The sequence below is a fragment of the Lysobacter sp. GX 14042 genome, assembly GCF_021390425.1.
Lineage (GTDB): Bacteria > Pseudomonadota > Gammaproteobacteria > Xanthomonadales > Xanthomonadaceae > Novilysobacter.
In genome coordinates this window covers 75,505-87,794 of record NZ_JAJUWY010000002.1, presented here as the reverse complement: position 1 = coordinate 87,794, position 12,290 = coordinate 75,505, and the positions used below count along the sequence as shown (strand labels likewise).

Sequence of the window (12,290 nt, the reverse complement as noted above, 5' to 3'; positions counted from 1 at the left end):
ACCCCCTCCCCTCCGGGAATAGAACGTCGCTGGAAATCTGACGTTCTATGCCTGACCCCATCAGTGATTGCGCAGATCATCCCATACAGCCCCGGGACGGCCCCGGGAGTTGTGAGGATGCAACATGGCACTTGGAGGCACAGCCCACACACCTGCACTTGAGCGGGTGGCAACAGTCCAGCTACGCACCGGACTCAGTCGGACCGAGATCTACCGCCAAGTTAAGGCGGGGACCTTCCCGGCTCCCGTGAAGATCGGCTCGCGATCGTCAGCGTGGATCGCGTCAGAGGTTGATTCCTGGATTGAAGCACGCATTGCTGCGCGTGACAGCGATAGGTCCGGTTGCAGGTCAGCAGGGCGCTAAGGATCACCGCCGAACAGGCGCGACTTGCCCGCGAGGAAGCCAAGGCGGAAGCAGACGATGCCGGTCCCGCCGATCGCCACCCACCACCAACCGATGAAGTAGGCGGGGGCGACGGCGGCGAGGACCGCCACCAGCGCCACCGTGTTGAAGGCTCCGGGATGAAGGGTCAGCCACGTGGCCAGCTTGGCGTACCAGGGCCGCGGTCCTACGTAGTACGCCGGCTCGCCGGAGTCGGTGAGCTCGGCATCGACGCGGCGGCGCTGGTTCACGGGCGGCTCCCGATGAGCGCGCAGTTGCTCGAGTTGTACTCGCCCTCGGCGCGGACCTTCCGCAGGTCCGCGTCGGGGAACACGCCATCCACGACGCCGCGCACTGCCTCCAATGCGTTCTCCGTCGCGCCCTCGTACACGCGACCCAGGATGAAATCGTGGCTAGGCCCTTGAGCCGCCCACAGAAACCCCACCGGGGCAGTGTTCCTCACCTCTTGATCGGTAATCGCTCCGCTTTCCCACAATGAAAGGAAGGTCTTTCCAGCTTCATAGCCAGCAAGGAATAGCCGCTGCGCCTCATCCTCATAGCCCGCCTGCCCCGCGAGGGCGGAACACTCAAAAGCGGCCCATGACGTTCTTGCGAGATTGGCCTCTCCGGCTGATGCCGTGAAGCACGCCGCGACTGTCGCCAGCACCACCCACCGCTTCACGTAGCCAGCCCCGCCCCGAGCGGGGCTTCTGCTTTCAGGAGAACCCATAGTGCCCGCATTCCGACTCTTGAACCAGTTCCCGGTCTACTTCGACCGCGCCGGCCGCCTGGCTGACGGAGGGCGGCTGCTGTTCTTCGAGACCGACACCACGACGCCGAAGGACGTGTTCGGCGACCCCGGCCTGTCGGTGAACAACGGCAACTCCGTGACGATCGGCAGCGACGGCCGGGCCGAGGTCGACGTGTGGGGCGATGGCCGGTACTACGTGCGCCTGGAGGACGCGGACGGGACGCTGATCGCGGACGCGAACCACGTGGAGGTGGGCGGTGGCAGCGAGGCGACGATCCCGCCGCTGGAGTCCGGCGCGTTCCTGACGAACAACGGGAGCCTGCTGCTGTGGTCGCCGATCCGCGAGGTGCCGGACCCGACGGGGCAGGGCGGCAAGGTGCTGGGCACGGACGGCGACGTGCTCATCTGGCAGCCGGTGCAGGAGATCCCCGAGCCGCCCGAGCCGGACATTGCCGTCGACAGCGACAGCATCCGCATCGGCGGCGGCGGGTCCACGTCCTGGCTGCAGCAGATCGGCAGCGGTTCGGCCGCGGCGACGGGCAGCAAGTCGACCACGGCGAACGTCACCTTCCCCAAGCCCTACGCTTCGACCCCCAAGGTGTTCGTGACCAACACGGCCGGTTTCATCACCCAGAAGGGCAACGTGATGCCGACCGTCTCGGTGACCAACCGGAGCACCACGGGATTCACCGTGTCCTTCTCCACCGAGACCGGCGAGGGGAACGCGGACAACAACATTGTGACCCCGGTGGCCTTCGACTGGCTGGCCGTGGGCACGGTGGCCACCCCCTCCGATGATCCCCCGGTGACCCCGGCATGATGCTGCCCCGCCAGTCCATCCCGATCGCCGAGGCCGGCGGTCGCACGTCGGAGCCGTTCTACCGGTTCCTGCAGGACCTGGAGCGCGAGGTGCGCGCCAAGGGCGGCGACACCACCGAGCTGCAGCGCCAGATCGACAAGCTGCGCGAGGACATTGCAGAGGGCCGCGGCGACATCGGCCTGCTGCTGGGGTCGCAGTCGGTGCGCGTGGTGGGCCAGCTCTCCAACGGAAACGCCTTCGTCAGCTTGCAGGGCGACGTGGACGAGCCGGGGTCGACATTCGTGTACGGCACCACCGCGGAGGGCCAGAAGGGCTGGTTCGCGCTCGCGGACGGCCTGCTGGAAGGCGAGGGCGTGGCCCTGTCCGTCGACGCCACCGGGCGGGTCACCTTCGGCCTGTCCCCGCTCCCCGACACCGGCGGCGGCACCCTCCAGAAGCTCGAGCGCGACCAGTACGGCCGCGTGTCCGGCACCAGCGAGGCGACGACCGACGACCTCCCGGAAGGGGAGGGGAATCGGTACTTCACGCCGGAGCGGGCGCGGGCGGCGGCTGTCGCCGACGCGATCGACCCGGACGCCACGGACACCGCGCCGAGTGGGCGGGCCGTGGCGGAGGCCATCGAAACGATCGAGCTGACGCCCGGCCCGGAAGGTCCACAAGGACCGGAGGGGCCCGAAGGCCCGCAGGGGCCGGAAGGCCCGGCCGGCGAGGATGGCGCGGGCATCGAAATCGCGGGCTCGGTGCCGACCTATGCCGACCTTCCCACGGGGCTCGGTTCGGGCGACGCGGGCGCGGGCTACCTCGTGCAAGCAGACGGCAAGCTCTACATCTGGGACGGCTCTGCGTTCCCGCCCGATGGTGGCGGCGTGGCGTTCCGTGGTCCGGAGGGGCCACAAGGTCCGCAGGGCAGCCAAGGTCCGCAGGGTCCGAAGGGTGACACGGGTGAGCGCGGCCCGCAGGGTCCAGCCGGGCCGAAGGGCGACAAGGGGGATCCCGGCGATCAAGGCCCGGCAGGACCGAAGGGCGATCAGGGCGATCCGGGGCCGCAGGGTCCACCTGGCGCTGACGGCGCGCCCGGGCCGCAGGGCGATCCCGGTCCGCAAGGGCCGGAAGGCCCCGCCGGGCCCGAAGGTCCACAGGGCCCGCAGGGAGACCCCGCCACCAACCTCGTCCAGTCCGTCAACGGAAAGCAGGGCACGGTCGTGCTCGGGGCCGCGGACGTGGGGGCTGTCCCTTCCTCCGGGGGGCTGTTCTCGGGACCAATTTCAGTTGAATCCACCGACCCCGTTGTGATGACGGTGCGGCGGACCAACAACAACGCTAATGGCGCTATTCGTTTCGCAGGCTCCACAGAGGAGCTGTTCTTCGGTTTGCGGTCTGGAAGCTCCTTCGGGGTGGGGGGCACTTCTGTCCTATCTTCTGGTTCGTGGGTGTTCTTTGCTTCCAATGAGGTGAGTCCGGGGGTCGACAATGCAGTAGCTCTCGGGCGAACAAACCTTCGCTACACCGAAGTGCGCGCCGTCAACGGCGCTATCAACACCTCCGACGCCCGCGAAAAGACCGAGCCGCGCGACCTGACGGAATCCGAGCTTGCCGCGGCCTCTGACATTGCCCGGCTTCCCTGCATCTTCCAGTGGCTCCACGCGATCGAGGAAAAGGGCGAGGACGCTAGGCTGCACGCCAGCCCCACGGTGCAGGCGGTGATCGCGGCGATGGAGGCGCACGGGCTTGATCCGTTCCGCTACGGCTTCGTGTGCTTCGACCAGTGGGACGAGCAGCCGGAGATTCGCGACGAGTGGCCCGACGAGTACGACGACGAGGGCAACCTGATCCGCGAGGCCGGCAGCGAGGTCACGCAGGAATACCGCCCAGCCGGCGACCGCTACAGCCTGCGCCCGACCGAGCTGGCGCACTTCGTGCTGCGGGGCCTGGCACACCGGCAGGACGAGCTGGAGCGGCGTCTGGCGGCGCTGGACGGCTAGGGTGTTCGAGGTCCGGTGAACTGCCACTCAAACCGCCGGTTGGGGTAGTCCATCACCAGCACGCCGAACTGCAGCAAGCATCGGCCCAGGATCAACGAGTAAGCCGAACACCCGCTCTCCCGCACGGACACATCGGTGTGGAAAACGAGCCCGGACGCAGGGGCGAGAATGGTGGCGTCACGCACGTCAGCGGTATGGCTGCCCCAAGCGGTGTGTTGGCCTACGGACCTAGTGGAGGGTGCCGACACAGCGTCAAGCACGCTGGCGAAGGAGGAGCAGTAGTCAGCGCCTGTATCAACGAGCGCGACACAGTCCACGCGAGCGGTGCTGTCGCTGCCTTTCGGTGGCGCCAGGACAATATCCACGACCGGGATGGCGTCCGCCACTTCGCCGAAGGGATCGGACGGTCGACCGGCTCTGTCTACGAACCTGATTGGCAGGGTTGCTGTGGTCATCTCGCTGATCCAATGGCCTGCCCGCAGCCTACCTGACACCTGGGGCCGGGCGTATCCTGCGCCCATGCTCGGCGCTGCTTTCAACTGGCTGGAAATAGACGGCGTGAGCTACCTGCGCTACAACACGAAGACCGTGGCGGTGGTGAAGCCCGGCGAAGTGGTGATCCGCTGGGGGAGCACCGAGACGGGCGGTCGGTGCGGGTCGGTCGCGCAGGGGAAGCGGTACGTGGAGCGGTGGTTCGGGGCGCGTCTCGGAAATCGCTGACGCCGCGCCGGGGTGTTGCCTGACTGACCCCGGCCACTCACCGCGCCATCCTGCAATCCCCGCCGTGCAGCGCGGACCGGGCGACGGCCTGACGCCAGACGGGCCTGCCGGGAAGCAATGCCGTCCTTCGGGACAGCGGCGGGGGCTATCCCTCCAGGTACTTCGCCCACGCCTGCATCAGCTCGCGGCGCGATACTCGATGGGGTCAAGCCCTTCGCGAAGGAGCTGCCGTTGCTGGTGGGCGAGTTCTCGGGCTTGCGCCAGTGATGTTACGGGATACGCTCCAAGACCCATTTCCCTGCGGCGCTTGTTCCGCTGGAACCGGAATATCCATGACTTCGTTCCGGCGGGGGTCACAGCCAGGTAAAGCCCTGCGCCATCGCAGTGATAGCCAGGTGCAGTTGCATGCGCGACCCCAGCGGCGCTAAGGCGGGATGTTTTGTGTGCGGAGGGGCGGGGGCGTACGTTGGCAGGGATCATCGGCGCATCGTTGCCCACAACGTTGTGCAGCGGCCGCTCCGTCCTGATCGCCTCACTCTCGGCAGCCAAGGCATCTTCGCGCGAGGGATAGCGCGCTATCTTCACGGTGGCGATTCGGTCGTACCAGGCGGAGCCGTCTCGGTGCTCGCACAGCCTGGCGATCGGGCTTAGCGCGATGCCCACGTAAAGCAACGTTCCATCTGCATCGTAGTGCCGGTACAGCGCTGTCGTCTCCATGCTCCCTCCTAACACGCAACTCAAACGCACAGGCGCTGCAACCCGCATTCCTGCGTTGGCACGCGCCACCCTGAAACGGCGCAAGCTATTGAATCCGCTGCAATCCCCTGACCTTGACATGGTAGGGGTCACAAGTTCGAACCTTGTACCGCCCACCAATAAATCAATGATTTAGGTCATTGGGCATTGGGGAGTACGGCAAAAGTACGGCAAACAGCGATGCTGCTGCCGCACCCCTGCCGGCTCCCCTTTTGCTTTTCTGGAGGATGCTGCAGCTACGCAGCCTGTGCCTCAGCCGCCTTCCGGCGGATCCATGCGTCGACTTCGGACGCCAGCCAGCCTACGGCGCGGGGCGCGATCTGCAGCTTCCTAGGGAAGTCGCCGCCGCGCTCCAGTCGATCAAGGGTGGAACTGGTCAGGCCCGTGGCCTGCAGCACCTGCCGCTTCCTCAGGATCGGGTCGGCGATGCCGGGGATGGCGGCGACCTGCGGGGTGCTCATTCGTTGCTCCCTTCGGCTGCAACGTCGCACGTCGAGGCAATGACGCTGCAGTCCTTGTGGGCATTGCCACCGGAAGCCGTGGTGAGATTCGGGCGGCGTAGGTCGAGACGATTGCCATTGCGATATCTGACTTGTTCCTTGGGGCGAGCGCCGTAGACGAGGCGGGCCACCACTCGACCGTCCTTGCCGGGCAGGCTCACCTTGACGTAGCTGCGGGCGAGTTCGGCGCTGCCGTTTGAGTTCAGCTGCCAGTTGAGGGACACGCCATCGGCTACCAGGCGGGTCAGGTCATCCGCATAGATGATCGCGGAATCGTTGAGGTTGGCGACAGGAACGAGGGCACAGCGTATGCCGTCGGCGTCGGTGAAGTAGCGCACAGGGCGCAGGGTCTGGGTCTTGCTCATGAATTGCTGGGTTCCATACTTCGGCCACGCGGAACCGAAGCGCGAAGCTCAGGGCTTCGCACCGACGGCAGCGCGGGGGGTCACAGGGGAGAAGACACGTCCGCAGGCGCGGAACGTGGGAACCGATGACGCCTAGTGGTGCGCCATGGGTTAACCGATACGGGGACTTGGCCCCCGGGTCTCCCTCCGGGCAGGCAGTCAGTACGCGCTAGCGTGGCCGTGCGGTCGCTCGGGTCGAAAAATAGACCCCCACGCGAACAGCTTTCACGTGAGCGGTCGAGCGCCTCTGGAGCGCTCTACAGGGGCGACCTGTGCCCGACGGGTACCGGGCGACGGTCGACAAGGTGCGCGGCGCTTCAGCAGCCTGTGGCGGCGTCCTGCTGTCGCCACGAGGGTGCCGCGCTTGACCAAAAAAAGGACCAGCCACCAGAGAGGGGGCCGGTCCTGAGGTAGCGCGGCGCGAGTGCGGCCAGCAACTGAGTAAGGATGGGGGCAGAGACGGGGCAGGGCTTGACCACGGCTGGACCGGGATCAGGTTCCCTGATGATGGTGATCATTGGTCACCACCACCACAGAGAGCCGTAGGCCTACCTGCTGTTGAACCCTAGGTAGACACTAGGTGTATATACAGGGAGTTGACCGGGGGGGGCTTTTCAGCTCCCCCGATACGGGGACTTGGGCAACGGCTATCAGACGGGGACCTACCCCACCCCCTGCCGCTGTGCGGGGGCGACCCCCACCGGGGGAATCGCCGTTCGCGCTCAAGATGAAATGCCCTCTTGAATTTTCTCAGTCCAAAAGGGTCGGCCTACCTCTCCCAGACGAACTCCCGGGTGTGCCAATTCCAGTACAGCTCCCGGCGTCCACCCTTCACGTACAGGTACCGCGATGCGGTAGACAGCTCAAGGTGGACGCTTCCAGCTTCGATGATCACTTGCTCAGATTCCCATACCGCCCGACGTTGGGCGGGGGCATTCTCGGGGCACCTGCTGGCCGCGTCACGCCAACGGATGGGCCTTGCTGCTGGCCACGCTGGTGACCGATAGTGGGCCGGTCGGAACGTCTCGGATCGTAGAGGGTCGGCCGCGCCGGAGTGGCGCTCAGGCGTGCGCCGGGTCAGCGGCTTCGTCGTCTGCCGTAGGCTGTTCTTGGGCGAGCATGAAGGCGGTATAGGCTGCCTCAAGTAGCTGGTCATCTATGCCGTTCAGCGGATACAGGCGTCCGTTTTTCTGGACTTCGGACAGGACTGTCCCTAGGCAAAGGACCAGCGTCGGTCGGTGCGGATGGGTAGCCGGTATGCCCATGACGCACAGCCCGAGTGCCGTAGCCGCAACTGCCAACTTGTGCGGACGCTGACCAAATTTCCCACTGAAGACGTCGGGCATATCGTCCCACGCTGCCTGCACGAGTGCGTTGGCTGTCTTCGCAGGATCAGCGGGGACGGGTAGAAGGCCAATCCGCGCGTGATGTTCAAGAAGGTTCTGTATTACTACTGCCGCTTCGCTCTTCTTGAACGTGCTCTTGATTCCACCAAAAAATCCCATGATTCACCTGGCCCGCTGGCCATCCCCCTTGTAGACGTCGGGATGGTAGGCCACGCAGTCAGAGTCGGGGAAGGCGGGGCGGGCGGATACCCCCAGCTGGGCAAAGGTGACTGCGGGATCAGACGGCGAGCGTTGCCAACGCTGCCGTAGCCCGTTCTTGCAGCAGGTGCCCGTAGGTCTTTTCGATCATTCGGACGGACGTTCCGGCCAGCTTCGCCACCGTGAGCAGGTCGGTTCTGCCGCTGGTGACGAGGTCGGTAATCACGGAGTGGCGCAGGGTATAGGCCGTGGTCCCGGGAGGGAGCGAAGCAGCCTGCGCGGCTGCGGTGATGGGCTTCTTCCACGCGTCCTTGTTCCAGACACTCCCGTCAGCCCGCATGAAGATGAAGGCGGTCGGCAGCTTGTTCCTGATCTGTTCCCGCAGCAGGTCGGCTGATGCAGGCGGCAGCACCAACGGGCGTCCCTCGCCCGCCTTGTCGCTTCGAACTGTAAGGATGGCCCGTCCGGCATCGAAGTCACCCACGCGAGCAGCGGCAAGCGCTCCCGGCCTCAGGGGAAGCAGGCACAGCGCACGGCAGAAGGCCTGAGCGTCTGCCGGAAGTTCGGCGAGGAACGCCCGCCGTTGTTCGCGCGTCAGGTACAGGTCACGGCGGCTGGTGACCTCATACGGCTTCAGCGCTTCGCGCCATGCATGCTCCGATAGAACATCGCCGTTCTTGAAAGCCTCGTTCAGTGCGGCGCGGAAGGCGACCATATCCCGGTTGATGGTGGCCTTGCTGCGGGGGCGGGTGGTCCGGGGTCCGGACTTGCTGCGCGATACCTGTGCCGGCATGGCCTCCAACCGCTCGCGCCAAACGCGGACGTGGCGAGGTGTCAGCTTGTGCAGAAGTACCGACGCGATGGGGTCATCGTAGACGTGCCGCGCAAAGCGCCCTGCAGCGTCCTTCGGGCCACGTTCCGCGTAGCGCTCGCAGGCATCCCGTACCGTCAGGACTTCATGGGAGCCGCCCGCGTCCAGATGCTTGAACCACTCCATCGCTTCCTTTGCTGCAGCGCCGAACCGCTCACTCGGTGGCAGGTGTCCGAAGTCACCGAGGGACCGCAGCGGGCGCTTCCCGCTGTCCGGGTCGTTGAACCGGGCAATCCACGTCCCGCCCTCTCCGGACTTGGACGGTCGGAACCCGATGGCTTGTCCAGTGGCCAGGGTGTGCCAGTACGGCTCCCGGCGGGGCTTCAGCTTGTCGCGATTGCGGACGGTCCTCAGGTCGATCTTTGCCACGTTGCCAACTCGCTGCACTCTGGGAAGCGCGGAGTCTATCGAGTACGGCAGAAGTACGGCAAACATAGTGGCGTGCATGGGGTCTTCTGGTGATATGAATCAGCGAGTTGCATGCACATGGGTGCTCTTGGCTACCTATTTCCCAGCCTTGACATGGTAGGGGTCACAAGTTCGAACCTTGTACCGCCCACCAGATTCCTTCGAAGCCCCGGCATGCCCGGGGCTTCGCTTTTTGGAAGCCCCGCACCCTAGGGTCGACCTCAGGGTTGCGTCCGCCGCATCGCGCGCTAGCGTGACAGGACCCGCGCCGCCTGCGCATGCCAGCGGAGTGTTCCCATGCCGATCGGTTTCGACGGTGGTCTTCCACGCCTGCCCGACCCGCTCGGGCTGTTTTCCGGGCGGGGGAACAACGGAGTGGGAACCGGGGCGCGGTCGCATCCGCTCCACGGTGGGGGCCATGGACAGCAGCCGCAGCGGGGGCAGGGTGCGGGCAACGCACAAGGGCACGGCCATGGGGTGAATACCGGCCGGGGCGGAATGCACGTTCCATCCGGCCTGACCGCCCCCCCGGCGCCTCCGATCCCGCATATTCCCGGCCTGGGCACGCCCGGGACGCAGCCGTCCGGCCACCCGGTCCAGCAGGCGCTCAACACCCTCGGCGGGTTGTTGCCGGGTGGTGGTCCGGTGGCAACCGCGCAGTCGGCGGTCAACGCGCTCCCGGTTGCGCTCCCGGGGACGCCGGCATTCACCGGCGGGCCGGGCCAGCCCGCACTGCCGGCGCTCCAGGGCCCGCTGCACAATGGCGGCGCGCGGTCCGCCATGGGCAACCCCGCCACCGGCTACCCGCTGGCGGGACAGCCGGGTCCCGCTTCCCTCGCTGGCGCGGTGGTCAGCCAGCTTGCCCGGGCGATGAACCACGGTGCCCCCCATTCCGCGGCCCAGGCGAATACCCAAGGTGGGCCGGCGCCGGCCGGATCCATGTTCGCCTCAGTGCCGGGATCCCCGGGCCTGGTCGCCCATTCCCCGGCGACGGCATTGCCACTACCGGCCCATCCCGCGGCACATCGCGCCACCGACGCGCCGCTGGTGCCGCGCATGCCCGCCCAGCAAGGGTTCCAGGCGTCCGTGGTCCCGCGGGCAGTGGCCCAGCCAACGCCGGCCCACGCGCAACCGGCCGCACTTTCACAGGCGCCGGCGACCCCGGGGCAGGCGCCCGCCGCGGCGCACCAGGCGGCGCAGGCTGCCAGCCAGCCGCAAGCAGGCACTGCGCCAGCCCAGGAAAACCGCCTGGCGCAGCAGCAGGCCCAGGTACCCGGGCGTGCGGCGCAGGCCGGGCAACCGGCCACCATGGCGGCGCAGGCGGCGGTATCCGGAAATCCCGCGGCGCCGTCCACGGCCGCCGCGAACCCGGCCAGCGCCGCGGCCATCAACCAGGCCGCGGTGCCGCTGGTCGCGGCGCTGGCCGGCAACACCATGGTGGAGGCCCGTGCCGTGCAGGGTGCCGGCAATGAACGCAGCCAGGTCCATCTGGAAAACGCATTGGCAAGTGGCCATACCGCCGAGCGCGGCCTGCGCCGGTCGCTGCGCAACAGGGTGTCGGGCATGCGCAGTTCGCTGTTGCGGATGATCGGGCTGTCGCTGCTCGACCCCGCGCACCGCCAGCGCCCGCACGGCCACACCGCGCAGGGTGCGGACGTGGTGGTGGGGAAGGGCGTGTGGTTCGCATTGCCTTGGCTGTTCTGGCTCCTCTCGGTGGTGGCCTATGGCTGCCTGGCGATGGCCCTGGTGGTGATGATCGGGGCGGACGCGGCAGGCCCGACCGGGACACGCGCCGCCGTGCCGGGCTGGCTTGGCCCACTGGTGCTCGGCTGCGGGCTGCTGGCCGCGCTGGGAGCCTGGCGGATGGTCCGGCGGCGCCGCTGACCGCAGGCGCGGGCCCATCGCCTGCGCTGGCGCCGCTCCGCGCGCGCGAACGTACGCGCGCTGCTTCTTCCTCTATTCACCTTCACGTTGCGGCCGCATTCATCCGTGCATCGTCCGGACTCGCGCTTTACTCCCCCCACGTACGACGTGCGGTCGCGCCGGCGGGCGCCACTCGCGTTGAAGAGCAGAGGTGAGACGGATGGACGCAACGATCGGCAAGAGGAGCTTCCCCGACGGGAAGCGTGCGCTGGTGACTGGCGGTGCTGGATTTCTCGGTTTCCACCTGTGCCAGCGGCTGCTCCGCGACGGCTGGCAGGTGCTTGCGACCGACAACCTGTCGACCGGCTCCATGGAGAACGTCGCCGCATTGCGCCACGAACCCGGGTACCGCTTCATCCGCCATGACGTCACCGAGCCGTTCAATGCGCCCGTCGAGCGCATCTTCAACCTGGCCTGCTGCGCCTCGCCGGTGCACTACCAGGACGATCCCATCAAGACCATGCGGACCTGCCTGGACGGTTGCGCGAACATGCTCGAACTGGCCCGGCAGACCGGTGCGCGGATCTTCCAGGCTTCGACCAGCGAGGTCTACGGCGAGCCGGAAGTCCACCCGCAGACCGAGGATTACCGTGGCGCGGTGAGCACCACCGGCCCGCGCGCCTGCTACGACGAGGGCAAGCGCTGCGCCGAGACCCTGTTCTTCGACTACCACCGGCTCTACGGCACTCCGATCAAGGTCGGCCGCATCTTCAACACCTACGGTCCGCGCATGCAGGCCGGCGATGGCCGGGTGGTGTCCAACCTGATCGTGCAAGCCCTGCGCAACAAGCCCATGACGCTGAACGGCGATGGCAGCCAGACCCGCTCGTTCTGCTACGTCGATGACCTGATCGAGGCCATCGTGCGGCTGATGGACAGCCCGGAGGACTTCACCGGCCCGGTGAACCTGGGCAACCCCTCCGAGGTGACCGTGGCCGAGCTGGCCGAGCGCATCATCGCCATCACCGGCACGCGCTCGAAGATCATCCATCGCCCGATGCCGGTCGACGACCCCACCCGCCGCTGTCCCGACATCACGCTGGCAAAGCAGTCACTGGACTGGGAACCGCAGGTATCGCTGGAGGAGGGGCTGCGCCAGACGGTGGCCTGGTTCGAGCGCAGCCTGGCCGGGGCCGAACCGCAGGAGGCACGCCGTGGGGTCGCCTGAGTCGATGGCTATGAAGAATGGAAATGGGGGCGGAAACGGCGCCCCGAATGCAGGGGTCAAG

At 67.1% G+C, this 12,290-nt stretch carries 12 protein-coding genes; 6 read left to right on the top strand and 6 right to left on the bottom strand.

Going from position 1 to position 12,290, the window contains the following annotated elements; translation table 11 throughout:
* The first annotated feature begins 124 nt into the window (after window positions 1–124).
* The gene (locus LY625_RS03720; RefSeq protein ID WP_233737665.1) at window positions 125–364 is read left to right on the top strand and encodes an AlpA family transcriptional regulator; all 240 of its coding nucleotides are present in this window, start codon (window positions 125–127) and stop codon (window positions 362–364) included.
* Here LY625_RS03720 and LY625_RS03715 read toward each other — a convergent pair.
* Window positions 361–633 (bottom strand): hypothetical protein, encoded by a 273-nt coding sequence (locus tag LY625_RS03715; protein ID WP_233737664.1) that lies wholly within the window; start codon window positions 631–633, stop codon window positions 361–363. The two genes, LY625_RS03720 and LY625_RS03715, sit on opposite strands and share 4 nt — an antisense overlap.
* 498 nt (window positions 634–1,131) lie before the next feature.
* On the opposite strand from LY625_RS03715, the gene LY625_RS03710 reads away from it, so the two are divergent.
* The 3 genes from LY625_RS03710 to LY625_RS03700 all read left to right on the top strand — a co-directional run bounded on the left by LY625_RS03710 (window position 1,132) and on the right by LY625_RS03700 (window position 4,655).
* A complete protein-coding gene (locus tag LY625_RS03710) occupies window positions 1,132–1,953 on the top strand; it encodes an H-type lectin domain-containing protein (RefSeq protein ID WP_233737663.1) in 822 nt (273 codons plus the stop codon).
* Entirely contained in the window at window positions 1,950–3,935 is a 1,986-nt protein-coding gene (locus tag LY625_RS13430; protein ID WP_305067667.1) for a hypothetical protein, read from the top strand. The genes LY625_RS03710 and LY625_RS13430 overlap by 4 nt, the downstream gene beginning before the upstream one ends.
* Before the next feature lie 558 nt (window positions 3,936–4,493).
* A complete protein-coding gene (locus tag LY625_RS03700; RefSeq protein WP_233737662.1) occupies window positions 4,494–4,655 on the top strand; it encodes a hypothetical protein in 162 nt (53 codons plus the stop codon).
* 177 nt (window positions 4,656–4,832) lie between these two features.
* Here the strand turns inward: LY625_RS03700 and LY625_RS03695 are convergent, their stop codons facing one another.
* The 5 genes from LY625_RS03695 to LY625_RS13480 form a co-directional block, all read right to left on the bottom strand.
* Complete coding sequence (locus tag LY625_RS03695; protein ID WP_233737661.1) at window positions 4,833–5,372, bottom strand: integrase arm-type DNA-binding domain-containing protein; 540 nt, start codon at window positions 5,370–5,372, stop codon at window positions 4,833–4,835.
* A 275-nt stretch (window positions 5,373–5,647) separates the two neighbouring features.
* A complete protein-coding gene (locus LY625_RS03690; RefSeq protein WP_233737660.1) occupies window positions 5,648–5,872 on the bottom strand; it encodes an AlpA family phage regulatory protein in 225 nt (74 codons plus the stop codon).
* Entirely contained in the window at window positions 5,869–6,276 is a 408-nt protein-coding gene (locus LY625_RS03685; RefSeq protein WP_233737659.1) for a hypothetical protein, read from the bottom strand. Before LY625_RS03685 ends, LY625_RS03690 begins: the two co-directional genes overlap by 4 nt.
* 1,100 nt (window positions 6,277–7,376) lie before the next feature.
* Window positions 7,377–7,820 carry a hypothetical protein gene (locus LY625_RS03680; protein ID WP_233737658.1) on the bottom strand — a complete coding sequence of 148 codons (444 nt, stop codon included), beginning with the start codon at window positions 7,818–7,820 and terminating at the stop codon, window positions 7,377–7,379.
* A gap of 118 nt (window positions 7,821–7,938) precedes the next feature.
* A complete protein-coding gene (locus tag LY625_RS13480) occupies window positions 7,939–9,099 on the bottom strand; it encodes a tyrosine-type recombinase/integrase (RefSeq protein WP_233737657.1) in 1,161 nt (386 codons plus the stop codon).
* A gap of 537 nt (window positions 9,100–9,636) precedes the next feature.
* Here LY625_RS13480 and LY625_RS03670 point away from each other — a divergent pair.
* Together LY625_RS03670 and LY625_RS03665 are read left to right on the top strand one after the other, a co-directional pair.
* Window positions 9,637–11,022, top strand: coding sequence for a hypothetical protein (locus LY625_RS03670; protein WP_233737656.1), 1,386 nt, complete (start codon window positions 9,637–9,639; stop codon window positions 11,020–11,022).
* 199 nt (window positions 11,023–11,221) lie between these two features.
* On the top strand, window positions 11,222–12,229 hold the full coding sequence (locus LY625_RS03665; RefSeq protein WP_233737655.1) for a UDP-glucuronic acid decarboxylase family protein: 1,008 nt from the start codon (window positions 11,222–11,224) through the stop codon (window positions 12,227–12,229).
* The last annotated feature ends 61 nt before the right edge of the window (window positions 12,230–12,290 follow it).